Below are 24,333 nucleotides of genomic sequence, written 5' to 3' on the forward strand. Positions count from 1 at the left end.
GGATTTTTTCTCTTCAACCGACCGGGTTGTTTGTGAAGTGATTCACATCTGCCGTGTCGATGGAGGCGCATTATAGGGAGTTCTCAGCAGGCCGCAACCGCTAAATGACAGAAAAATGACTGACTGCTGCATTCCACAGCAAAACCCCGCCTTATACCCCTTTACGCACAGACTTATCCACATTTCATCCAGGGAGCGGGGTTACGAACAGGATTTTTCCGCTATGGCGTACGTCATGCCATCGGGTCGGGCCATAGCAAATTCATTGTCACGACCTATATCAACACTCATATAAAAGAAAACCCGCCAGAGGCGGGTTTTGTGATTACTCATTAATGCGGGGATGTTGATCCACCAGACGGGAGCGTTTTTTCTGTAGCTCTTCAATCTCTACATCTATATCTTCAATCTTCTGCTCTACGTTATCGTAGTGCTCGCGAAGAATCTCTTTCGCTTCCTGAAGATCGGATGCCGCAGGCGTCGCCCCTTTCAGAGGACGGTTCGCCGTCTCCTTCATTGTAAGGCCAGTCGCGAGACCCACCACCGCAATCACCATCAGGTAATAAGCAGGCATCATCAGGTTCTGCGTGCTCTCCACCAGCGAGGCGGCAATCGTCGGCGTCAAACCCGCAATCAGAACAGAGATATTAAAGGCCGCTGCCAGCGCACTGTAGCGAATATGCGTCGGGAACATCGCAGGCAGCGTAGAAGCCATTACCCCAATAAAGCAGTTCAGGATCACCGCCAGCATCAGCAGGCCGGCAAAAATCAGCCCCAGCACATTACTGTTAATCAGAATAAAGGCCGGGATTGCCAGCGCAAACAACGCCACGCTGCCCAGAATGATGAACGGTCGGCGACCAAAGCGGTCACTCAACAGGCCCATGATTGGCTGCACAAAGAGCATACCCACCATGATGGCGATAATAATCAGGACCCCGTGATCTTCCGAGTAGTGCAGGTTGTGCGACAGATAGCTCGGCATATAGGTCAACAGCATGTAATAGGTCACGTTGGTGGAAATCACCAGACCAATACAGGTCAGCAGGCTGCGCCAGTGTTTGGTCGCAATGTCTTTGAACGACACTTTCGGGCCTTCCTGCAGCCCTTCACGATCGCCCTGCTCCAGTTTTTCAACGTGCTGCTGGAACGCAGGAGTCTCTTCCAGAGCATGACGCAGATACAAACCAATCACACCCAGCGGCAGCGCCAGGAAGAATGGAATACGCCAGCCCCATTCAAGGAAGTTCTCTTCACCGACTACGGTCGAAATCAGAACCACCACGCCCGCACCCAGCACGAATCCGGCAATCGAACCAAAGTCCAGCCAGCTTCCCATAAATCCGCGTTTACGGTCCGGGGAATACTCGGCGACAAAAATCGAGGCACCGGTATATTCACCGCCAACGGAGAAGCCCTGTGCCATCTTACAGAGCAGCAGCAGAATAGGTGCCCAGATGCCGATGGTGGCATAGGACGGTATCAAGCCGATACAGAAGGTACTGATCGACATGATAACAATGGTTATGGCAAGGATTTTCTGACGACCGTATTTATCGCCGAGCGCGCCGAAGAACAGACCACCCAATGGGCGGATCAGGAAGGGAACCGAGAAAGTACCCAGTGCAGCAATCATCTGCAAACTTGGGTCAGCACCGGGGAAAAACACTTTACCTAATGCGTAGGCAACAAAGCCATAGACGCCAAAATCGAACCATTCCATCGCATTACCGAGCGAGGCTGCGGTGATCGCTTTACGCAGTTTTGCGTCATCAATAATAGTGACGTCGCGAAGCGTGATGGGTTTAACCTTTTTCCTTCTAAGCATAGCTTTCCTCGTAGACTCAGCCCTGTCCGTTTCACAGTCCCATTCGCGATCTGTGAACCTGGGATCCGCTCCATGCGAATCACCTTATTCAAGCGTAGCAGGTTTACTTACATTGACGTTTCACACCGATACAACCGAACCTGTTGACGCCTGTCTGGGCAGTTAATGACCTTTTTACCCTACCAGCGTTTATATATGTGATCAACTTCACACCTATATTGGCGGTTCGTCAGAGAGCTTAAAGATTTGTCAGTCCCCCACAAATAAGCCCTTTCCTATAGTGCCTGCTATCCCTGTCCTCACGCCCGTTATTATTTCAGACTTAACAAAAAACAAATCACATTCCTTCACACCGGATTTACATAAATTTTAATTACCAAGCACCCGCCAAGATGTTTACATTAAATATGTGACGAAGATAACCAAAACACTGTTTTATTTTCATTGAATCACCATTCCAATGATCGCATGATAAATCCGAACACAACGTCTTACGTGCTTCCAGGAAACATTTAATCGGAATCACGCATTTAATTTTATTGCATGGATAACGAATTAACTGCGTTAAATCTCAGTCAATTCATTGAATCTATTGATTTATTTTTTAGCACACTCCGCCTGCCGTGCGGGTTAAGATGTGAGGGTTGTACATGAAGATTAAAGCCACGATAGAACGTATCCCCGGTGGGATGATGCTGGTTCCCCTGGTATTAGGTGCCATCCTGAATACGCTAGCGCCCAACACGGGGGCATATTTTGGTGGTTTTACAAAAGGGATGATTACCGGGACGGTACCTATCCTTGCGGTATGGTTCTTTTGTATTGGTGCGTCAATTAATTTGCGAGCCACGGGAACGGTATTACGTAAATCCGGCACGCTAGTTGTCACCAAAATTGCCGTCGCCTGGATTGTGGCTATGGTCTGTGCGATGTTCATTCCGGAGAACGGAATTCAGACCGGATTCTTTGCAGGATTATCCGTTCTGGCGATAGTTTCAGCAATGGACATGACCAACGGCGGTCTGTATGCCAGCCTGATGAACCAGTATGGTACCAAAGAAGAGTCTGGGGCCTTCGTACTCATGTCTTTGGAATCTGGCCCGCTAATGACGATGCTGATCCTGGGTTCCGCCGGCTTAGCCTCTTTTGAGCCACACCACTTTGTCGGCGCGATCCTGCCGTTCCTGATTGGTTTTGCCTTGGGCAACCTGGACCACGATCTGCGCGATTTCTTCAGCAAAGCCACGCCGGTACTGATCCCGTTCTTCGGCTTCGCGCTGGGTAACACCATCAACCTGAACGTCATCCTCGATACCGGACTGCTGGGCATTGTGCTGGGCGTTGCGGTCATCGTCATCACAGGCATTCCGCTGATTATTGCCGACCGCGTCATTGGGGGAGGAAACGGAACGGCGGGGGTAGCCGCCTCATCAGCCGCAGGTGCTGCCGTAGCAAACCCGGTGATCATTGCTCAGATTAACCCAGCCTTCGAACCTGTCGCGGCATCAGCCACGGCGCTGGTAGCCGCAAGCGTCATCGTGACGGCAATTCTGGTGCCCATCATCACCGCGCTCTATGCCAAACGCTTTGGCCAAGCTCCTGAAGCCCAGCCAGCATCAAAACCTGTCGAAATGCATCACTAACTCCCGACACCTGACTGTACCTCTCCCCAACGGGGAGAGGCTTAGGATGAGGCCCGAGTGGTCAACCAAAAATCTCTTCAACCATCCCATCCACCAGCCGCTTTGCCGAACAGAGCCTCGGCATACCCAGCGCAACAGTCTGCCAGTTTTGCGTCACTGACCAACTCAGCGGATGTTTATCTGCCTGACACCAGTCGCCCAGCCAGCCAAGCATATCTTTATGATCCATCAATCCCGACGCAGCCGGCGTTGTCAGCCATTGGTGATAGAAATGTCGAGTGGAGGGAGACGCATTTATCCCCTGCGCAAGATAGTTAGCCGCCATGCTGCGCAGGTTATCTTTGAGCATTGCCGCCACATCATCATTCGCCAGACGGCACGCATCACCGAATGCCCCCCAGCGCAGCTCTTCCAGCACAACGTAACAGCGCCCGGCCAGCGACCAGCCATCATAATGCCCCGCCCGCCAGCGGGTAAAAATCTGTTCACTGTGCTCGCCCGCCTGGACCGTCAGGCCGCGCTGGGTCAGCGCTTTTTCTTTATATTCCGCACGCTGGCTGAAGTGAGAAGAGAGCTCGGCGTACTGCTCAACCAGGCCCGGTGAGGGCTGAACTCGCGGATGCGTCTGCTGACGTAGCGCAACCAGCTTAGCGGCCATTGAGGTCAATGCAAGATGGCCCGGGTCAAGCATACTGGCCAGCTTTTCCGCCAGCCCCAGGCGCAGCGCCGCATTTTCGTTGAGCATTCCCGCCATCGCCCAGGGCCGTAGCCGGGTGTGCGACATGACCTCCTGCGTCAAACGCTCACGAAATTGCAGCTGTTGCGGACCCTGGTGGGAATGACGCGTCGCGTCCACTCCCTGAACAAGATCGACCATAAATTTAGGATGGATACACTCCAGCGTCCGCCCGGGACCGTCCAGAATAGGTGTTATCATGGTTGCTCTGCTGCGAATAGGGTTTGAATGTCATCGCGTAACAGTCGGGTATCTTCCTGAATCCACGTCGCAGTCGTGATACTTTGCTTCAACAGCTGGCTGAGCGCGCGGGTCGAATGCTCATTTTGCTGCCGCACTGCGAGGCTATCACGCAAGCTTTCCTGTAACCCGGTCAGGCATAGCGAAAACTCTGCAAAAAAGGTTGCCATACCCGCCGTAACAGAGACATCGACCTGCGCGGCCAAAGCTTTACGGATTTGTTCACAAAACTGATCGATATGTTGCTTAAATTTGTCATGCAGCTGAGCGACGTCGATAACATATCGGGTCCGTGTCTCCACGTAATCTTCCCAGCCCCAGCCCGGATTATTCAGCCAGCGTGCAACGGTTTCTCGCATGCTGCCCGCGCCCGGCTGTTGACCCGTCTGGCGATTATCCATCTCGATAGCATCGTTAAATAACGCTCGCGTATTAACGTTAAGCTGGTTGGCCTGAAATGCCGGGAAACTTATCCTCGCCCGAAAACCGGCATGACTAAGCTGCTCTTTAATGCGCGTTTCAATCGGCCGCATCGCCTCATTCAACGAGCGCGCCAGCGTAGACTCCAGCTGATCAAAACGTAGCGCCAGCTCGCGGCTAATTTTCTTCTGCGCATCCAGCATGATCTGTTCGCAGGAAGCGCAAATTTTACTCAGCACAATCTGAGCCTGCCCCTCATCATCGAGCACCAGCTGTCGATAGGCTTCTGGCTCGGATGAGTGAAGATTCAGCGGCGCGATCCCCGCCAAATCAAGAATATTGTTGCGGCTAAAGACATGGCTAATCGCCTGCTGCAACGCGCCTTTCTGCTGCGCCATAAATTCATCGGTTGCGTTAAGCGCTTCCTCAACTTCATGCTTCACTTCATCACTGACCACACACTGGCGCGTTTGCAAAAGCGCCATGTCCTCTTCAAGGCGCAAAATATTCAGTTCGAGCGCCTCAAAGGCGACCGTCAGCCCCTGATAGCGAAAATCAAGATACTCCCTGGCATTTTGTGCGTAGTTCAGCAGCTTGTGCGACGCCGAACGCAGCGCGAATAACGATGCATTGGCATAGGCGGCGTAAATCAGCTTGCGAATCGGTTGTTCGAACAGCGAGTCTTCCCAGAGTAAATCAGCCGCATGACGAATATGGTCGATATCGTCCAAATCCGCCGTCCGCCAGCGACGTCCCAGCGCAGCTTCGGCAAAATCCTGAACCCAACGCTGCTCCTGGTGATCCGGTAACCGTCCATGGGTGGTCATCTCATACCGGGCGCGGTTTGCCAGATAAGCCCACATCGACGAAACGGGGTAAATCTGCCCCGGCGAAATATTGCCCTTCATGAGCGTGCCGGAAATCATCGCCTTGACCTGCTCTTCATCGTCGCTGTTACGGTCTTTCTGATCGAATTTATTCACCAGCGCATATAAAGGTATGGATTTTCCCGCAACCGAAATCGCCTGACGGACTTCCTCGTCCGAAATGGACTTGAGCTGGGTGTAATCCATCACCGCCAGCACCGCCGATGCACGTGCCAGCTGATCGGTAAGCATTTTTTGCAGATGCGGCTGGCCGGCTTCGTTCGGCCCTGGGGTATCGAGTAATGTCAGTTGCCCAAGATGCGCATCCAGACCGGCGAGATGAACAAATTCGACCTCAATGACCGGGATATTTTCGATTGCCGCATACTCTGAGAACGGAAACTCGACCTCCAGCGCCAGAGATAACCTCACCAGATCGTTCAGGCTTTTCAGACAGTGGAAAATCGGCTGTGCGCCCAGGTGATGTTTTTCAAACGCTTCACCTTTCTCAATTCTCTCCAGCAGCGTAATCATGTCTTTATCAATTTCGAGACGCTGCGCCAGCTTTCCACGGTCATCATCGCAGAGCTTCTTCTGCAACAGCAGGATCAAGTCATCAATGGGGGAGACATGCGAGAAATGGAGTACCGGTTCCTTTTGCCCCGGCGTATGACGGATAAGCGTCGGGAGCGCCGTCATGGGGCGGTTGCGGTTTGGCAACACTTCGGTGCCGACAATGGCATTTATGGTCGTTGATTTCCCGGCCTTCATGGTGCCCACAATAGCCAGAACCATTTCCAGGCGGGTTATTTTCCGTAATTCATTATTCAGCATCGCTTTCTGAGCGTCGACGCCGCGTGAACTAAAATGCAAAGGTAGAACGTTATTCTTTTCACCCGTAATGGCGGCGGCCGTGCTGTCCAGCATCGCTATCGGCATTGATTTCAACGTATCAAGATTTTGCAGGGCAAGTTGCAGCAAACGCTCTGCTTCCTGGCTTAATTCAAAAATGGTCTGTGTGTGCATGATAAAAGCCTTTCCTTAACGCAAATTTATTACTTTTATTAAGCCACCGGGTTTTAATTATTTAGTTTCGGCTTATTTGATCACGTGTGGAAAACATGTTCATCTAATATAACTGATTGATGATTATCAGAAATATCTCGTTATCCTTGCATTGCGTGTAAGGCTTCCCTTCTGGCTCAATAGCCAAAAGATAAAAAGCGTAGCCCAATTTCAGGAAACTTCAGGATATATCATCATTATTTACCCACCTAAAAAGAGAGGTAATTCGCCGCCGCCATAAGATATCTATGACGCTGAAGAGCGCGGATTAATAACAATGATTCGCTTCACCTTATCCGAAATGAAGGAACGTGGCAATTTGCTGCAATAAAATAATCGATATATTTAGCGTCAACTCTTTCCACTCTGTTAATGGCGTAAGCATCGCCTGGTTGACTGACAGAAAGTGTCACTCGCAACACACTTCCCATACTTTTTTATTAAACAATAGCACCGACAACAGTGGGGATTTGCGCTATACTTTACGCCTTTTTCGGCACTCTGCCGTCATTTAGCTGGCACTTTCCAGCGAGTAAAGCACTTATTGAGGATACCCATGACACTGCCACACTGCCCGAAATGCAATTCTGAATACACTTATGAAGATAATGGCATGTTCATCTGCCCGGAATGCGCCCACGAATGGAATGACGCCGAGCCATCGCAAGACAATGATGCGCTGGTAGTAAAAGATGCTAACGGTAATCTGCTGGCAGATGGCGACAACGTCACCGTGGTAAAAGATCTGAAGGTAAAAGGCAGCTCTTCAATGCTGAAAATTGGCACCAAAGTGAAGAATATCCGTCTGGTTGAAGGCGATCATAATATTGATTGCAAAATTGACGGCTTCGGTCCAATGAAACTGAAATCTGAATTCGTGAAAAAGAACTGATTGACCTGCCCGGTGGCGCTTCGCTTACCGGGCATGCTGGAACTACACTTAACGAGCTACTCTTACCTGAGGTAAAGATTATGGCGTTAAGTCCCTACATCTCTTTCGCCGGCAACTGTGCGGAGGCAAGTGCCTTTTATCAGCAGGCCGTCGGCGCTGAACTCCTCTATAAAATCACCTTCGGCGAAATGCCCAAAGACGATAACAGCGAAGAAGGCTGCCCGTCCGGCATGCCGTTCCCGGATTCCGCGATCGCGCATTCAAACGTTCGCATCGCCGGCAGCGATATCATGATGAGCGATGGACAGCCCCCTGGCAGCACCGCCCACTACGCTGGGTTTACGCTCGTTTTGGATACCCAGGACGTAGCAGAAGGTAAACGCTGGTTCGACAACCTTGCCGCTGGCGGCACCGTTGAAATGGCCTGGCAGGAGACCTTCTGGGCGCACGGATTCGGTAAAGTCACCGACAAATACGGCGTCCCATGGATGATAAACGTCCTAAAACAGCAGTGAATACCTGGCGGTGGGCAGTCTGCCTCCGCCTGTCATCAAACTCCACTTAACTCTTAAACTCCCCGCAATCTGCACTTAACCCAAATGTCACATTGATACGCCAGCATGAGGCCACATTTATCGTGAGGCCCAGCATATGCAAACCGTCATCCGCGTCGAGAAACTGAGCAAGACCTTTCATCACAACAAGGCTCTGCATGCCGTTGATCTGACCGTCCAGCAGGGCGAGATGGTGGCGCTGCTGGGGCCATCCGGTTCCGGTAAATCCACCCTTCTGCGCCATTTAAGCGGCCTCATTACCTGCGATAAAACGCCGGAAAGTCACGTTGAGCTGCTGGGGAATACCGTGCAGCGCGCGGGTCGACTGGCGCGCGATATCCACAAAAGCCGCGCCAGGACGGGCTACATCTTCCAGCAGTTCAATCTAGTGAATCGCCTGACGGTGCTGGAAAACGTACTGATTGGTGCGCTTGGCAGTACTCCATTCTGGCGCACCTGCCTGCGCTGGTTCTCTCCTTCCCAGAAGCAAGAAGCGCTTCAGGCGCTGACCCGCGTCGGCATGACCCACTTCGCCCACCAGCGCGTGTCCACCCTGTCCGGTGGACAACAACAGCGCGTCGCCATCGCCCGCGCCCTGATGCAGAAAGCCAAAATCATCCTTGCCGATGAACCCATTGCCTCGCTGGATCCAGAATCGGCCCGCATCGTGATGGAAACCCTGAGCGACATCAATCAGAACGACGGCATCACCGTGGTGGTGACGCTGCATCAGGTGGATTACGCCCTGCGCTACTGCGAGCGTATCGTCGCGCTGCGCCAAGGGGATGTGTTCTTCGATGGCGCAAGCCAGCAGTTTGATAACGAACGTTTTGACCATCTCTATCGCAGCATCAGTCGCGTTGAAGAGAACGCGCAGGCTGCTTAACGGCCCCACAACGAGGAATGGAAATGAGCTATAAAACGGTTGCCGCGCTGGCTTTCACCAGCATGTTTAGCATCAGCACTCTGCTCAGCCCGGCCTACGCCGAGGAGCAGGAGAACGCGCTGAACTTTGGCATTATTTCGACAGAATCACAGCAGAACCTGAAACCTCAGTGGGAACCGTTCCTGAAAGATATGGAAACCAAACTGGGGATCAAGGTGAACGCCTTCTTCGCCCCGGACTACGCGGGCATCATCCAGGGGATGCGCTTTAATAAAGTGGATATCGCCTGGTACGGCAACCTCTCCGCCATGGAAGCGGTGGACCGCGCGAACGGCCAGGTCTTTGCCCAGACCGTCGCGGCAGATGGCTCTCCGGGCTACTGGAGCGTACTGATCGTGAACAAAGACAGCCCGATCAACACCCTCAATGACATGCTTGCCAAACGCAAAGAACTGACCTTTGGCAACGGCGATCCAAACTCCACCTCTGGTTACCTTGTCCCTGGCTACTACGTCTTCGCAAAAAACAACGCCTCCGCCAGCGACTTCAAACGCACGGTGAACGCCAGCCATGAAACCAACGCGCTGGCCGTCGCGAACAAGCAGGTGGATGTCGCCACCAACAACACCGAAAACCTCGACAAGCTGAAGACCTCCGCGCCGGACAAGCTGAAAGAGCTGAAGGTTATCTGGAAATCACCGCTGATCCCCGGCGACCCGATTGTGTGGCGTAAAAACCTGTCTGAAAGCACCAAGGACAAGGTGTACGACTTCTTTATGAACTACGGCAAAACGCCGGAAGAGAAAGCGGTTCTGGAACGCCTCGGCTGGGCGCCGTTCCGCGCCTCAAGCGACCTACAGCTGGTCCCGATCCGCCAGCTGGCGCTGTTTAAACAGATGCAGGCCGTGCAGGACAACAAAGGCCTCAAGGAAGAAGAGAAAACCAGCAAAGTCTCTGAGATCAAGGCGCAGCTGGAAGACCTCGACCGTCTGACCGCGGCGCTGAGCGCCATGACCAGCGTGAATAAAGCGGTGCAGTAATGCTTTTCCCCCTCACCCTCAAGGGAGAGGGGGCTAAACCCAAAGGAGCCAACATGCACACCATCACCCTACCACCGCCAAAGCGCAGCTGGTTCTCGCTCATCAGCTGGGCCATCCTGCTGGCGGTACTGGTTATCTCCTGGAAGGGCGCGGAAATGGATCCGCTGCTGCTCGTCAAAGACTCTGGCAACATGGCAGCCTTCGCTGCGGACTTCTTCCCGCCGGACTTCAGCCAGTGGCAGGACTACCTTGGCGAGATGGCGACCACCCTGCAAATCGCCGTCTGGGGCACCGCGCTTGCCGTCGTTATCTCCATTCCGTTTGGCTTGATGAGCGCCGATAACATCGTCCCATGGTGGATTTATCAGCCGGTGCGTCGTCTGATGGACGCCTGCCGCGCCATCAACGAAATGGTCTTCGCGATGTTGTTTGTGGTGGCTGTGGGTCTGGGCCCTTTTGCGGGCGTGATGGCGCTGTTCATTCACACTACCGGCGTTCTCTCCAAGCTCCTGTCAGAAGCGGTTGAAGCCATTGAGCCCGGCCCGGTCGAAGGTATTCGCGCGACCGGTGCCAACAAAATTGAAGAAATTCTTTACGGCGTACTGCCACAGGTCATGCCGCTACTGATCTCCTACTCCCTTTACCGCTTTGAGTCCAACGTCCGTTCCGCCACCGTGGTGGGCATGGTGGGTGCAGGCGGGATTGGCGTCACGCTGTGGGAAGCGATTCGCGGTTTCCAGTTCCAGCAAACCTGCGCCCTGATGGTGATGATTATCATCACCGTCAGCCTGCTGGATTTCCTCTCTCAACGTTTGCGTAAGCACTTCATCTGAGAAGCGAGGCTTTGATTTATATGCACTTATCCAGACATCCGACCAGTTACCCTACCCGCTGGCAAGAAATCGCGGCAAAGCTCGAAGTGGAGCTGCGCACGCACTACCGCTGCGGAGACTATCTTCCCGCCGAACAACAGCTTGCCGACCGTTATGAAGTGAACCGCCATACCCTGCGTCGTGCCATCGATCAGCTGGTCGAGCGCGGTTGGGTGCAGCGTCGTCAAGGCGTCGGCGTGCTGGTGCTGATGCGCCCCTTCGACTACCCGCTCAACGCGCAGGCGCGCTTTAGCCAGAACCTGCTGGACCAGGGTAGTCACCCCACCAGCGAAAAATTGCTGTCGGTATTACGCCCGGCCTCCAGCCACGTGGCGGACGCGCTAGGCATTCAGGAAGGCGACAATGTTGTCCACCTGCGCACCCTGCGCCGGGTCAACGGGGTGGCGGTTTGCCAGATCGACCACTATTTCGCCGATCTCAGCCTGTGGCCGGTGCTGCAACACTTCTCCAGCGGCTCGCTGCATGACTTCCTGTTTGAAGCCACAGGCGTAGCGCTCAGGCGCACCCAGACCCGCATCAGCGCCCGCCGCGCGCAGGCCAAAGAGAGCAACGTGCTGGAAATTCCCAACATGGCCCCGCTGCTCTGCGTGCGCACCCTCAACCACCGTGACGGCGAGATCAACGCGACGGAATACTCCGTCAGCCTGACCCGCGCTGACATGATTGAATTCACCATGGAGCACTGAATGCATTTCGACACCTTCACCCGCCAGCGCTGGATGAGCGTGCTTGCTTACAGCCAGCCTGCTGCGCTGAGCGATCGCATGAACGCGCTCAGCCTGGCGCCAGACTACGACGCTATCCGCGCGCCGGAAGTTGGCCTGGTACAGATCCAGGCGCGCATGGGCGGCACCGGCGAGCGTTTCTTCGCCGGGGATGCCACCCTCACCCGCGCCGTGGTCCGCCTCACCAGCGGCACGATCGGCTACAGCTACGTGCTCGGTCGCGATAAGCAGCACGCCGAACGCTGCGCGGTCATCGACGCCCTGTTACAGGAACCTCTTCATTTCCAGACGTTAATGGAAACCCTTATTGCCCCGCTGGAAGCCGACCGCGCCGCACGCATTGCCGCGCGTCAGGCCGAAGTGAACGCCAGCCGGGTCGACTTCTTTACGCTCGTTCGCGGAGACAACGCATGACGCTTCAACCTGCTTTTACCCTGGCCGTCCAGGATGCCCAACAGAGTTTTCGTCGCCTGCTGAAAGCCATGAGCGAGCCCGGCGTGATTGTCTCTTTACATCAGCTCTCGCAGGGCTGGCTGCCGCTGAATCTGGCGACAACCAGCGTGCTGCTGACCCTTGCCGACAACGACACGCCGGTATGGCTCTCAGGCGCGCTGTCGAACGACATTGCCAGCCAGAACCTGCGCTTTCACACCAATGCACCGCTGGTTGAACACCCCCAGCAGGCACTCTTTGCCGTCGCTGACGAGCAGATCGGCCACGCGCAGCTGAATGCCCTCAGTGAAGGCAGCGCCGTGGCGCCGGAAGCCAGCGCCACGCTGATTTTGCAGGTCTCCAGCCTGAGCGGCGGTCGCATGCTGCGCCTGACAGGAGCAGGCATTGCCGATGAACGCATGGTCGCGCCCCAGCTGCCGGAATGCATCATTCACGAACTGACCGAGCGTCCGCACCCGTTCCCGCTCGGTATCGATCTGATTCTGACCTGTGGCGAACGTCTGCTGGCGATCCCGCGGACCACCCACGTGGAGGTGTGCTGATGTACGTTGCCGTCAAAGGAGGCGAGAAGGCGATCGCCGCCGCACACAGGCTGCAGGCGCACAGACGACGGGGCGATGGCCAGCGTCCCGAACTGAGCGTTGCCCAGATAGACCAACAGCTTAATCTGGCCGTCGACCGGGTGATGACCGAAGGCGGCGTCGCCGACCGCGAGCTGGCCGCGCTGGCGTTGAAGCAGGCCAGCGGCGACAGCGTCGAAGCTATCTTCCTGCTCCGCGCCTATCGCACCACGCTGGCAAAACTGGCGGTGAGCGAGCCGATCGATACCGCGGAGATGCGCCTGGAACGCCGCATTTCAGCCGTTTACAAAGATATCCCCGGCGGCCAGCTGCTTGGTCCAACCTACGATTACACCCACCGCCTGCTGGACTTCACCCTGCTGGCGAACGGCGAAGTGCCGACGATCGGCACCGCTGATGCTGACCCCGAATCCTCCCCGCACGTTTTCAGCCTGCTGGCTAAACAAGGCCTGGCAAAGGCAGAAGAAGATTCAGGCGCGCAACCCGATGACATCACCCGCACGCCGCCGGTCTACCCCTGTTCACGCTCGTCACGCCTTCAGCAGCTGATGCGCGGCGACGAAGGGTATTTACTGGCGCTGGCCTACTCCACGCAGCGGGGTTACGGACGCAATCACCCGTTTGCGGCAGAAATTCGCAGCGGCTATATCGACATTGAAATCGTGCCCGAGGAGCTGGGTTTTGCGGTGAACGTCGGCGAACTGCTGATCACCGAATGTGAAATGGTGAACGGTTTTGTCGCGCCAGAAGAGGACGCCCCGCACTTCACCCGAGGTTACGGATTGGTGTTCGGCATGAGCGAGCGTAAGGCCATGGCGATGGCGCTGGTTGACCGCGCCCTGCAGGCCCCGAACTACGGTGAGCACATTTCCGGCCCGGCGCAGGATGAAGAGTTCGTGCTGGCCCACGCGGATAACGTAGAAGCCGCGGGCTTTGTCTCGCACCTCAAGCTCCCGCACTACGTGGATTTCCAGGCCGAACTGGAACTGCTGAAACGCCTGCAACGGGAGCGCGCCAATGGCTAACTTAAGCGGCTACAACTTTGCCTATCTGGATGAACAAACCAAACGCATGATCCGCCGCGCGATTTTAAAAGCGGTGGCCATTCCCGGCTATCAGGTCCCGTTCGGCGGCCGCGAAATGCCGATGCCCTACGGCTGGGGCACGGGCGGAATTCAGCTCACGGCCAGCGTGATCGGCGAAGCGGACGTGCTGAAGGTGATCGACCAGGGGGCGGACGACACAACCAACGCCGTGTCGATTCGCAACTTCTTCAAACGCGTTACGGGGGTGAATACCACCGAAAAAACAGAAGACGCGACGCTGATCCAGACCCGCCACCGCATTCCCGAAACCCCGCTAACCGACGATCAGATTTTGATTTTCCAGGTCCCTATTCCGGAACCGCTGCGCTTTATTGAGCCGCGCGAAACGGAGACCCGCACCCTGCACGCCCTGGAAGAGTACGGCGTCATGCAGGTGAAGCTGTATGAAGACATCGCCCGATTCGGCCATATCGCCACCACCTACGCCTACCCGGTGAAGGTCAACGGGCGCTACGTGATGGATCCGTCGCCGATCCCGAAATTTGATAACCCCAAAATGGACATGATGCCCGCCCTGCAGCTGTTTGGTGCCGGACGCGAAAAACGTATTTACGCCGTCCCGCCCTACACCCGCGTCGAGAGCCTCGATTTTGATGACCACCCGTTTACGGTGCAGGAGTGGGATGAGCCGTGCGCCATCTGCGGTTCTCAGCACAGCTATCTGGACGAAGTGGTACTGGATGACACGGGCAAACGCATGTTTGTCTGCTCCGACACCGATTACTGCCGCCAACAGAGCGAGGCAAACCGCCCATGAAACCGCTGCTTTCGGTTAACAACCTGACCCACCTGTACGCGCCGGGCAAAGGCTTCAGCGACGTGTCGTTCGAGCTGTGGCCGGGCGAAGTACTGGGGATTGTCGGTGAATCCGGCTCGGGCAAAACCACCCTGCTGAAGTCCATTTCTGCGCGCCTCACGCCGCAGAGTGGCGACATTTTATATGAGGGGCAGTCGCTGTACGGCATGAGCGAAGGCGAGCGCCGCCGCCTGCTGCGCACCGAGTGGGGCGTGGTGCATCAGCACCCGATGGACGGCCTGCGTCGCCAGGTATCGGCGGGGGGCAATATCGGCGAGCGGCTGATGGCCACCGGCGCGCGCCACTACGGCAACATCCGCGACACCGCCGAGCGCTGGCTGAACGATGTTGAAATCCCGGCGTCACGCATTGACGACCTGCCCATCACCTTCTCTGGCGGCATGCAGCAGCGCCTGCAAATCGCCCGCAACCTGGTCACGCATCCGAAGCTGGTGTTTATGGATGAACCCACCGGCGGGCTGGACGTCTCCGTTCAGGCGCGGCTGCTCGACCTGCTGCGCGGCCTGGTGGTGGAGCTGAACCTGGCTGTGGTGATTGTCACCCACGATCTAGGCGTTGCCCGCCTGCTGGCGGACCGTCTGCTGGTGATGAAACAGGGCCAGGTGGTGGAAAGTGGGCTAACCGACCGCGTGCTGGACGATCCTCATCATCCGTACACCCAGCTGCTGGTGTCGTCAGTTTTGCAGAACTAGGAGGCCATCATGATCCGCGTAGAAAACGTGAGTAAAACCTTTGTGCTCCACCAGCAAAACGGCGTGCGCCTGCCGGTGCTGCAGAATGCCTCATTGCAGGTCAGCAAAGGCGAGTGCGTGGTGCTGCACGGCCACTCCGGCAGCGGGAAATCCACCCTGCTGCGCGCCCTGTACGCCAACTATCTGCCTGACGAGGGCCACATCCACGTTCGCCATAACGATGAATGGGTCGATCTGGTGCAGGCGCCTGCGCGTAAAGTGCTGGACGTACGCCGCTCGACGATCGGCTGGGTCAGCCAGTTTTTACGGGTGATCCCCAGGATCTCAGCCCTGGATGTGGTCATGCAGCCCCTGCTGGAGCTCGGCGTTCCGCGTGACGCCTGCGCTGCCAAAGCCGCCAGCCTGCTGATGCGCCTCAACGTGCCGGAGCGTCTGTGGCATCTCGCCCCGTCAACCTTTTCCGGCGGCGAACAGCAGCGCGTCAATATCGCCCGCGGCTTTATCGTCGACTACCCGATTTTACTTCTCGATGAACCCACCGCCTCGCTGGACAGCAAAAACAGCGCCGCCGTGGTCGAGCTGATCGAACAGGCCAAGGCGCGCGGCGCGGCGATCGTGGGGATCTTCCACGACGACACCGTGCGCGCCCGCGTCGCGGACAGGTTGCACCCGATGGGAACAAGCGCATGATTATCAACAACGTGAAGCTGGTGCTGGACAATGAAGTGGTGGGCGGCTCAATTGAGATCCAGGACGGAACGATCCGCGCGTTTGCCGAAACCCCGAGCCGTACCCCTGAAGCGATGGACGGTGAAGGCGGCTGGCTGTTGCCGGGGCTGATTGAACTGCATACCGATAATCTGGACAAATTCTTCACCCCCCGCCCGAAGGTGGACTGGCCTGCCCATTCGGCCATGAGCAGCCACGACGCACTGATGGTCGCCAGCGGCATCACTACCGTGCTGGATGCGGTGGCGATTGGCGACGTGCGCGACGGCGGCGATCGGCTGGAGAATCTGGAGAAGATGATCAACGCCGTGGAAGAGACGCAAACACGCGGCCTTAACCGTGCCGAGCACCGTCTGCACCTGCGCTGCGAACTGCCGCACCACACCACCCTGCCGCTGTTTGAAAAGCTGGTGGGCCGTGAGCCGGTCTCGCTGGTTTCCCTGATGGACCATTCGCCGGGGCAACGCCAGTTCGCCAACATCGAAAAGTATCGCGAATACTATCAGGGCAAATACGCTCTCAACGATGCGGAGATGGCCCGTTACGAAGAAGAACAGCTGGCGCTCGCGGCGCGGTGGTCGCAGCCGAACCGCCTCGCCATTGCCGCCCTCTGCCGCGATCGCAATATTGCGCTAGCCAGTCATGACGATGCCACGCACCACCATGTTCTCGAATCTCATCAGCTTGGCAGCGTGATCGCGGAATTTCCCACCACGCTTGAAGCCGCCGACGCCTCGCGCAAACACGGCCTGAACGTGCTGATGGGCGCACCTAACATCGTGCGCGGTGGCTCGCACTCCGGCAACGTGGCGGCAAGCAAGCTCGCCTCGCTCGGCCTGCTGGATATTCTCTCGTCCGACTACTATCCCGCCAGCCTGCTGGATGCGGCGTTCCGGATCGCGGACGACGAGGGCAACAGCTTCACCTTGCCGCAGGCCATTCGCCTGGTAACGAAAAACCCGGCCCGCGCGCTCAATCTTCAGGATCGCGGTGAGATAGCCGAGGGAAAACGCGCGGATCTGGTGCTGGCACACCGCAAGGGCGAGCACGTCCACATCGACCACGTCTGGCGTCAGGGAAAACGGGTATTTTGATGGGAAGACTTATCTGGTTAATGGGGCCGTCAGGCTCCGGCAAGGATAGCCTGCTGTCGGCCTTACGGCAGCGGGAACATGCTCAGCTGTTGGTCGCGCATCGCTACATTACCCGCGCGGCAAACGCCGGGAGTGAAAATCATATCGCCCTGAGCGAGCAGGAATTTTTCACCCGCGCCGGGCAAAATCTGCTGGCGCTGAGCTGGCACGCCAACGGTTTTTATTACGGTATCGGCATCGAGATCGACCTGTGGCTGCACGCCGGTTTTGACGTGCTGGTCAACGGCTCGCGCGCGCACCTGCCCCAGGCGCGTGCGCGCTATAACGCGGCGCTGCTGCCGGTCTGTTTGCAGGTATCGCCAGATATCCTTCGTCATCGACTGCAAAGCCGCGGACGCGAAAGTGCCAAAGAGATAGACCAGCGGCTGGCGCGCGCGGCGCGCTATACCCCGGCGGACTGCCCTATCCTCAATAACGACGGAAGTTTGCTACAGTCAGTCGATACCTTTTTATCGCTTATCCGCCAGAAGGAGAAACAGCATGCCTGACTGCCCGCTTCGCCCCGCCACCGCCGCCGATGCACAAATTGTCTACGCCCTGATTTGCGAGTTAAAACAGGCCGAATTCGACCATCAGGCGTTTCACGCCGGGTATCTGGCTAATCTTCAGGACCCCAACATGCACTACCAGCTTGCCGAACGCGACGGGCAGGTGATCGGCATGATTGGCCTGCATTTGCAGTTTCACCTCCATCATGCCCGATGGATTGGCGAGATTCAGGAACTGGTGGTGATGCCCCAGACGCGCGGCCTCAGCGTCGGCAGCCAGCTGCTGGCGTGGGCAGAAGAGGTGGCCCGGCAGGCGGGCGCAGAGCTGACCGAACTCTCCACCAGCATCAAACGCACCGACGCGCACCGTTTTTACGTTCGTGAAGGGTATACGCAGAGCCATTTTCGCTTCACCAAACTGCTGTAAAGGCGCGTTATGAGTCTGACGATGACGTTAACGGGCACCGGCGGTGCCCAGCTGGTTCCGGTGTTTGGCTGCGATTGCGCCGCGTGCCGTCGGGCGCGTTTGCAGGATAACTTCCGCCGTCGCCCCTGCAGCGCGGTGGTCAAATTCAACGATGCCGTCACCCTGCTGGATGCCGGTATTCCCCACCTGATGGATGACTGGCCGGCAGGCAGCTTCCAGCAGTTCTTGCTCACCCATTATCATATGGATCACGTGCAGGGACTGTTCCCCCTGCGCTGGGGCGTTGGCGCGACCATACCGGTGTACGGCCCGCCGGACGAAGCCGGTTGTGACGACCTGTTTAAACATCCGGGGATTTTAGATTTTAGCCATACGGTAGCGCCGTTCGTGGTGTTTGAGCTGCAGGGGCTGCGGGTCACCCCGCTGCCGCTCAACCACTCGAAGCTCACGTTTGGCTATCTGCTGGAGTCGGCTCACAGCCGCGTGGCATGGCTTTCCGATACCGCGGGGCTGCCGGAGAAAACGGTGACGTTTTTACGCCATAACCCGCCGCAGGTGATTGTTATCGACTGCAGCCACGCGCCGCGCGCCGAAACGCCGCGTAACCACTGCGATCTCAATACGGTGGTTACGTTAAGCGAGGCGATCGGTTGTCCACGAGCAATCCTCACCCATATCAGCCATCAGTTTGACGTGTGGATGATGGATAACCCGCTGCCAGAGGGAATAGAAGCGGGATATGACGGCATGGTGCTGGTGCTTGACTGATTAACGATCGTCATCATCCTCTAACCGCCGCTCATCCTCTTCCAGGCGGCGCCTGTCGTCGTCAAGCTGGCGCTGACGCTCGTCTAAACGCTGGCGTCTGTCCTCAAGCTGCCTGCGACGCTCATCGTATTGTCGACTGTCGGTTTGACGGCTGCGGTCATAACGATCGTCGTCGTTATCGCTGCCGCGGCTGCTGCTGGGGTTATAGGCATCGTTGATGGCCTGCTGAATATTGCCAATAGCGTCATCAATCACATCGGCGTGAGCCCGTTGGCTGGTGAGCGACAGCAGACCCCATAACAGGGCGGTAGAGTAACGTTTCATAAGGCCAGACTCGCAGGGGAACTGGCCTTACGGTAATGAACGGCAGGCGTGAGAGGTAGCGGAGGAATCTCAAATTGTTTCCCCTAAAGACAAACTTTTCGCAGCGCCTGCGCCAGCTGTACACGTGTAAAAGGTTTTCGCAGTAACTGAACGTCCGGCAGCTGCGGGTTGTGCGTTGGACGTAAATCCTGACCGCTGATCAGCAGCACCGGCAGCTGTGGATAATGGCTGCGCACATGGTTAATCACTTCGGCACCGCTCAGGCTGCCCGGCAGCATCAGATCGCTGATAAATATCCCAATATCCGGCGAGGCTTCCAGCAGGGTCAGCGCCTGTTCACCGTTTTCCGCTTCGAGCGTCAGATACCCAAGCTGATGCAGTTGCTCACAAAGGGTTTGACGCACATCAGCCTCATCTTCCAGCACCAGAACCAGCCGCTCGCTTTCAAGGGATGCCGTGGCTAACAGCGCGTCATCATCAGCAACGGCTGGCAGCGTCGAGCGCGGGAGATGGAGCCGCACGGTGGTGCCCTGCCCCGGCGCGCTTTCAATCTCGACGCGCCCGCCCGACTGGCGCACAAAACCATACACCATCGACAGCCCAAGCCCGCTGCCGCTGCCGGTTTGCTTCGTGGTGAAGAATGGCTCAAAGACCCGTGATTTCACCTCCTGCGTCATGCCGCTGCCGCGGTCGATGACCTCCAGCGCCACCATATCCTGCCTGCGTCCGTCGCTGCGGGTCACGCGCTGATTCCAGGTCCGGATTTTAATGACGCCGCCCTGCCCCTCCATCGCGTCACGGGCATTCATCACCAGATTGATAATGGCGTTTTCCAGCTGGCTGACGTCTATCCACGCAGGCCATGCCGGCGTCTGGGCTTCAATGTCCAAAGAGAGAGTAGCCGGCAGCGAATGGCACATCAGTTCGCTCAGGTTTTCCAGCAGCGATTTCATCTCCACCGCATGTGGGGTCAGGGACTGCTTCCGGGAAAACGCCAGCAGCCGCTGGGTCAGCAGCGCGCCGCGTTCGGCGGCCTTGAGCGCGCGGCTGATGCGTGGCGCATCCTGCGACCCGGCGTCGGTCAACTCCAGGCTGCCGATGATCACGGCCAGCAGGTTGTTAAAGTCGTGTGCCAGCCCCCCCGTTAGCTGTCCAACGGCTTTCATTTTCTGGCTGTGCAGCAGCGCCTCTTCCAGCCCCTGGCGCTCAATACGGTCGATCTCCATCTGCGAGGTTTTTTCTTTCAGCAGTCGCGTGGTGTGTTCGAGCGAGGCGGTATTACGGGCAAAAACGTTAAACGCGCGTGCCAGTTCGCCCAGTTCATCACGCCGCTGTAGGGCGGGCACCGATACGTCCTGCTCCCCGTGAGCGAGCCGCGACATTGCTCCTGAAATGGCCGTCAGGTTCGATCCCAGATTGCGGTAGATATACCAGCAGGCACACCCGGTAATGATCAGCGCCAGCACCGCAAATACGCTGATAAACACGCTAATGGTGCGCAGCTCCTGATGGCTCTGAGCCGTACGAAGCGTGGAAGCCTGCGCCACCTGCGCCACGTACTGATTAATATCGCTGTTTAAAATCGCCACCAGCGCCTTGATGTGGAACATATACCAGCTGATCGACAGATCGCTCTCTTCCAGCTGCTTCGACAGCGGAGCGAGTTTACGCAGCTCGTCGTTAAAATCAGGCAGCACAACGTTGACGACGGGCTGTGCTGCACGCGAGGGTAGCGTCGCCGTCACGGCATCCAGCTGTTGGACCGTGGCGCGCGGCGAGGGTGTTTCGATGGCGGCGATAATCAGTCGGTCCATTTCCGCAAGCTGCCGCGCGTCCGGCACATTGCTGCCGTAACGGCGGTTAATGTCCTGCAGATGGCGTAAATAGCTCTGGTTCTGATAAAGCGCGCTGAGCAACGCGTTACGCTCCAGATGGCGCCGCTGCCCGCGCTCAAGCATCCCCGTCACGCTCTGCTGCAGCTCATTACTGCGTTGAATAATACGCGCCACTAGCGCCGGCTCCTGCTGCGCCAGGGGCGCATCGGCAAGCTGCTCGAGCGAGTGGCGCAGCGCCAGCTGGGTCTGCTTCAGCCTCTCCGCTTCCCCTTTATATTCCAGCGCGCCCACCACCTGAGACAGCCGTACCGCCGCCGTCGCCACGCTGGCGGTATCGCGGGCAAGGTTCATGCTGCCGGTCATGTCATCCAGCGTTTGCTTCTGCACTTGCTCCTGAATCTGGCTGGCATGCCGAAAGCCAAACACCGCCACGCCGCTGACCATCAGCGTCACCGCCACCACCAGCAGATTAAATATCAGCAGGCGACCGCGGGCGCTGGCAAAGAACGGGGGGCGGCGTGAGGACATGTTGGCTCCGTAACTGTGATCCACATTAGACATTCATAACTATGACAAATATGAACGGCTTCTGACATTTTGCATTTACTCCCCTGTGATGAAGTGCAGATATCGACATTCACAGGAGATCCGCCATGAGCAGAACCCCGGTTTTAGAGATGCGCCACATTGCCAAGACGTTTGGCAATTTCCACGCGCTCAAGGGCGTGGATTTGACGGTCTTCCCCGGTGAGATCCACGCGCTGATGGGGGAAAACGGCGCGGGGAAAAGCACGCTGATGAAGATCCTCGCGGGTGCATACACCGCCACCCGCGGCGAGATCCTGATTGACGGTCAGCCGTTTCACATCAAAGGGCCGAAAGACGCTCTGGCCGCAGGCATTACTCTGATTTACCAGGAGATGCAGCTCGCCCCTAACCTGACGGTGGCGGAAAACATCTTTTTGGGCAGCGAACTGTCGCGCGGTGGGCTGGTGAGGCGTAAAGAGATGGCGGCACAGGCACAGGCGGTCATTGACCGGCTCGGCGCGCACTTCAAATCCACCGATCGGGTGATGAAGCTGACCATTGCCGAACAGCAGCAGGTGGAAATTGCCCGTGCGCTGCACCGCAATAGCCGCATTCTGGTGATGGATGAACCCACCGCAGCCCTCTCCTCGCGCGAAACCCATCGCCTGTTTGAGCTGATTTTACGCCTGCGCGATGAAGGAATGGCCATCATCTATATCAGCCACCGCATGGCGGAAGTGTACGAACTCTCGGATCGCGTCAGCGTCCTGCGCGACGGGCAGTACGTTGGCAGCTTAACGCGCGACAAGCTGAACGCGTCCGAGCTGGTAAAAATGATGGTCGGCCGCCCCTTGAGCGATCTGTTCAACAAAGAGCACGATATTCCGCTCGGCAGCCCGCGACTCAACGTGCATCACCTCACCGACGGCAAAAAAGTGCTGCCCTGCAGTTTACAGGTACGTTCCGGGGAAATCGTCGGGCTTGCGGGGCTGGTCGGAGCCGGACGCTCCGAGCTGGCGCAGCTGATTTTCGGCGTGCGCAAAGCCACCGGCGGGATGATTGAAGTCGACGGCGAACCGGTGGTGATCCACTCCCCGCGCGCCGCCATTGATAATGGCATCGGTTTTCTCACCGAAAACCGCAAGGAACAGGGGCTGTTTCTCGAGCTGGCGGCGCAGGAGAACATCACCATGGCAACGCTTGAGCGCGACGCCACCTTCGGCATGTTAAATCGCAAAAAAGCGCAATCCATCTCTGATGATGCCATCGCCCTGCTCAACATCCGCGTGCCGCATTCGCAGGTGCGGGCAGGCGGGCTCTCCGGCGGTAACCAGCAAAAACTGCTTATCTCCCGCTGGGTGGCGATCGGCCCGCGCATATTGATTCTGGACGAACCAACGCGCGGGGTGGACGTCGGCGCAAAAAGCGAGATCTACCGCATCATGAACCAGATGGCGCGCAAAGGGGTGGCCATTCTGATGATCTCCAGCGAGCTGCCGGAAGTCGTAGGAATGAGCGACCGCGTGTATGTCATGCGTGAAGGCAGCATTGCGGGCGAACTGCACGGGCGCGACATCTCCCAGGAAAACATCATGACGCTGGCAACCGGCGTGAACGACTCTCATCATCAGGCGGTGTAACTATGACAACTCCAACCCATCCGCAGCAGGTGGCGAAATCGGCCTCCGCCAAAAGAATGCTGATGAGCGATCTGATGCAAACGGTCGGCATTCTGCCGATTCTTATACTGATTGTGGCGGTATTTGGCTTCATCGCGCCAAACTTCTTTACCGAAAGCAATCTGCTCAACATCACCCGCCAGGCGTCGATCAATATCGTGCTGGCGGCAGGCATGACGTTCATCATTTTAACCGGCGGGATCGACCTCTCCGTTGGCTCGATTCTGGGTACCACAGCGGTCGCCGCAATGGTGGTATCGCTCATTCCCGAATTCGCGATGCTCTCCATTCCGGCTGCGCTGATGCTCGGTATGGTGCTGGGGTTGTTCAACGGCGCGCTGGTGGCCTTTGCCGGACTTCCGCCGTTTATCGTCACCCTCGGGACCTACACGGCTCTCCGCGGTGCGGCCTATTTGCTGGCAGACGGCACAACGGTCATTAACTCCAACATCAGCTTCGAGTGGATCGGCAATAACTATCTCGGCCCCCTTCCGTGGCTGGTGGTGATTGCGCTGGCGGTGATTGCTATTTGCTGGTTCATTCTGCGCCGCACCACGCTGGGCGTTCATATCTACGCGGTAGGCGGCAACATGCAGGCGGCGCGCCTGACGGGCATTAAGGTCTGGCTGGTGCTGCTGTTTGTGTACGGCATGAGCGGCCTGCTTTCCGGGCTTGGTGGGGTGATGAGCGCCTCCCGGCTTTACAGCGCCAACGGTAACCTGGGCACGGGCTACGAGCTGGATGCGATTGCGGCGGTGATCCTTGGTGGCACCAGCTTTGTCGGCGGGATCGGGACGATCACCGGCACGCTGGTGGGGGCGCTTATTATCGCCACCCTCAACAACGGCATGACGCTGATGGGCGTCTCCTACTTCTGGCAACTGGTGATCAAAGGGGCGGTGATCATCATTGCGGTGCTGATCGACAAATACCGTACCCGACACCATCAAAGTGCATAACAACA

General features: G+C 57.1%; 24 protein-coding genes. 19 read left to right on the forward strand and 5 right to left on the reverse strand.

From position 1 onward, the window contains the following. Positions 1-325: 325 nt before the first annotated feature. The gene (proP, locus tag V5P19_RS22075) at positions 326-1,828 is read right to left on the reverse strand and encodes a glycine betaine/L-proline transporter ProP (protein WP_334407552.1); all 1,503 of its coding nucleotides are present in this window, start codon (positions 1,826-1,828) and stop codon (positions 326-328) included. A 650-nt stretch (positions 1,829-2,478) separates the two neighbouring features. Here proP and kdgT point away from each other — a divergent pair. Next, the gene (gene kdgT / locus V5P19_RS22080; RefSeq protein ID WP_334407554.1) at positions 2,479-3,471 is read left to right on the forward strand and encodes a 2-keto-3-deoxygluconate transporter; all 993 of its coding nucleotides are present in this window, start codon (positions 2,479-2,481) and stop codon (positions 3,469-3,471) included. A 61-nt stretch (positions 3,472-3,532) separates the two neighbouring features. Here the strand turns inward: kdgT and V5P19_RS22085 are convergent, their stop codons facing one another. Both V5P19_RS22085 and crfC read right to left on the reverse strand, forming a co-directional pair. Beyond that, positions 3,533-4,408 carry a diguanylate cyclase regulator RdcB family protein gene (locus V5P19_RS22085; protein WP_334407556.1) on the reverse strand — a complete coding sequence of 292 codons (876 nt, stop codon included), beginning with the start codon at positions 4,406-4,408 and terminating at the stop codon, positions 3,533-3,535. Continuing rightward, the gene (crfC, locus tag V5P19_RS22090; protein WP_334407558.1) at positions 4,405-6,759 is read right to left on the reverse strand and encodes a clamp-binding protein CrfC; all 2,355 of its coding nucleotides are present in this window, start codon (positions 6,757-6,759) and stop codon (positions 4,405-4,407) included. The genes V5P19_RS22085 and crfC overlap by 4 nt, the downstream gene beginning before the upstream one ends. A 595-nt stretch (positions 6,760-7,354) precedes the next feature. Between crfC and V5P19_RS22095 the strand changes: the two genes are divergently transcribed. The 16 genes from V5P19_RS22095 (at position 7,355) to phnP (ending at position 19,003) form a co-directional block, all read left to right on the forward strand. Further along, the gene (locus V5P19_RS22095; protein WP_334407560.1) at positions 7,355-7,690 is read left to right on the forward strand and encodes a zinc ribbon domain-containing protein YjdM; all 336 of its coding nucleotides are present in this window, start codon (positions 7,355-7,357) and stop codon (positions 7,688-7,690) included. Positions 7,691-7,770: 80 nt separating this feature from the next. Beyond that, positions 7,771-8,205, forward strand: a complete 435-nt coding sequence (gene yjdN, locus V5P19_RS22100) for a VOC family metalloprotein YjdN (RefSeq protein ID WP_334407562.1) — start codon at positions 7,771-7,773, stop codon at positions 8,203-8,205. A 136-nt stretch (positions 8,206-8,341) separates the two neighbouring features. Continuing rightward, entirely contained in the window at positions 8,342-9,130 is a 789-nt protein-coding gene (gene phnC, locus V5P19_RS22105; protein WP_334407564.1) for a phosphonate ABC transporter ATP-binding protein, read from the forward strand. Between the two features lie 23 nt (positions 9,131-9,153). Beyond that, positions 9,154-10,170, forward strand: coding sequence for a phosphonate ABC transporter substrate-binding protein (gene phnD / locus V5P19_RS22110; protein ID WP_334407566.1), 1,017 nt, complete (start codon positions 9,154-9,156; stop codon positions 10,168-10,170). A gap of 53 nt (positions 10,171-10,223) precedes the next feature. Further along, the gene (gene phnE, locus V5P19_RS22115; RefSeq protein ID WP_334407568.1) at positions 10,224-11,003 is read left to right on the forward strand and encodes a phosphonate ABC transporter, permease protein PhnE; all 780 of its coding nucleotides are present in this window, start codon (positions 10,224-10,226) and stop codon (positions 11,001-11,003) included. 20 nt (positions 11,004-11,023) lie between these two features. After that, positions 11,024-11,749: a phosphonate metabolism transcriptional regulator PhnF gene (gene phnF, locus V5P19_RS22120; protein ID WP_334407570.1), complete on the forward strand. Its 726-nt coding sequence runs from the start codon at positions 11,024-11,026 to the stop codon at positions 11,747-11,749. Beyond that, positions 11,750-12,202 (forward strand): phosphonate C-P lyase system protein PhnG, encoded by a 453-nt coding sequence (gene phnG, locus V5P19_RS22125; RefSeq protein WP_334407572.1) that lies wholly within the window; start codon positions 11,750-11,752, stop codon positions 12,200-12,202. Then, positions 12,199-12,783, forward strand: coding sequence for a phosphonate C-P lyase system protein PhnH (gene phnH, locus V5P19_RS22130; protein WP_334407574.1), 585 nt, complete (start codon positions 12,199-12,201; stop codon positions 12,781-12,783). Before phnG ends, phnH begins: the two co-directional genes overlap by 4 nt. Next, positions 12,783-13,847 (forward strand): carbon-phosphorus lyase complex subunit PhnI, encoded by a 1,065-nt coding sequence (locus tag V5P19_RS22135; protein WP_334407576.1) that lies wholly within the window; start codon positions 12,783-12,785, stop codon positions 13,845-13,847. The genes phnH and V5P19_RS22135 overlap by 1 nt, the downstream gene beginning before the upstream one ends. Then, the gene (gene phnJ, locus V5P19_RS22140; RefSeq protein ID WP_334407578.1) at positions 13,840-14,685 is read left to right on the forward strand and encodes an alpha-D-ribose 1-methylphosphonate 5-phosphate C-P-lyase PhnJ; all 846 of its coding nucleotides are present in this window, start codon (positions 13,840-13,842) and stop codon (positions 14,683-14,685) included. The genes V5P19_RS22135 and phnJ overlap by 8 nt, the downstream gene beginning before the upstream one ends. Continuing rightward, positions 14,682-15,437: a phosphonate C-P lyase system protein PhnK gene (phnK, locus tag V5P19_RS22145; protein ID WP_334407580.1), complete on the forward strand. Its 756-nt coding sequence runs from the start codon at positions 14,682-14,684 to the stop codon at positions 15,435-15,437. The genes phnJ and phnK overlap by 4 nt, the downstream gene beginning before the upstream one ends. Before the next feature lie 9 nt (positions 15,438-15,446). Then, the gene (gene phnL, locus V5P19_RS22150; RefSeq protein ID WP_334407582.1) at positions 15,447-16,127 is read left to right on the forward strand and encodes a phosphonate C-P lyase system protein PhnL; all 681 of its coding nucleotides are present in this window, start codon (positions 15,447-15,449) and stop codon (positions 16,125-16,127) included. After that, positions 16,124-17,260, forward strand: a complete 1,137-nt coding sequence (phnM, locus tag V5P19_RS22155) for an alpha-D-ribose 1-methylphosphonate 5-triphosphate diphosphatase (RefSeq protein ID WP_334407584.1) — start codon at positions 16,124-16,126, stop codon at positions 17,258-17,260. Before phnL ends, phnM begins: the two co-directional genes overlap by 4 nt. Beyond that, positions 17,257-17,808, forward strand: a complete 552-nt coding sequence (gene phnN / locus V5P19_RS22160) for a ribose 1,5-bisphosphokinase (protein WP_334407586.1) — start codon at positions 17,257-17,259, stop codon at positions 17,806-17,808. Before phnM ends, phnN begins: the two co-directional genes overlap by 4 nt. Further along, entirely contained in the window at positions 17,801-18,235 is a 435-nt protein-coding gene (gene phnO / locus V5P19_RS22165; protein ID WP_334407588.1) for an aminoalkylphosphonate N-acetyltransferase, read from the forward strand. Before phnN ends, phnO begins: the two co-directional genes overlap by 8 nt. 9 nt (positions 18,236-18,244) lie before the next feature. Then, positions 18,245-19,003: a phosphonate metabolism protein PhnP gene (gene phnP / locus V5P19_RS22170; RefSeq protein WP_334407590.1), complete on the forward strand. Its 759-nt coding sequence runs from the start codon at positions 18,245-18,247 to the stop codon at positions 19,001-19,003. Here phnP and yjdP read toward each other — a convergent pair whose 3' ends face one another. Then, the gene (yjdP, locus tag V5P19_RS22175) at positions 19,004-19,327 is read right to left on the reverse strand and encodes a DDRRRQL repeat protein YjdP (protein ID WP_334407591.1); all 324 of its coding nucleotides are present in this window, start codon (positions 19,325-19,327) and stop codon (positions 19,004-19,006) included. An 83-nt stretch (positions 19,328-19,410) separates the two neighbouring features. Beyond that, positions 19,411-21,690 (reverse strand): ATP-binding protein, encoded by a 2,280-nt coding sequence (locus V5P19_RS22180; RefSeq protein ID WP_334407593.1) that lies wholly within the window; start codon positions 21,688-21,690, stop codon positions 19,411-19,413. A 125-nt stretch (positions 21,691-21,815) separates the two neighbouring features. Here V5P19_RS22180 and V5P19_RS22185 point away from each other — a divergent pair, with 125 nt between their 5' ends. Together V5P19_RS22185 and V5P19_RS22190 are read left to right on the forward strand one after the other, a co-directional pair. Beyond that, entirely contained in the window at positions 21,816-23,330 is a 1,515-nt protein-coding gene (locus tag V5P19_RS22185) for a sugar ABC transporter ATP-binding protein (RefSeq protein ID WP_334407595.1), read from the forward strand. Positions 23,331-23,332: 2 nt separating this feature from the next. Beyond that, complete coding sequence (locus V5P19_RS22190) at positions 23,333-24,328, forward strand: ribose ABC transporter permease (protein WP_334407597.1); 996 nt, start codon at positions 23,333-23,335, stop codon at positions 24,326-24,328. Positions 24,329-24,333 lie beyond the last annotated feature (5 nt).

The organism is Enterobacter sp. UNJFSC 003 (genome assembly GCF_036903355.1).
Classification (GTDB): domain Bacteria; phylum Pseudomonadota; class Gammaproteobacteria; order Enterobacterales; family Enterobacteriaceae; genus Enterobacter.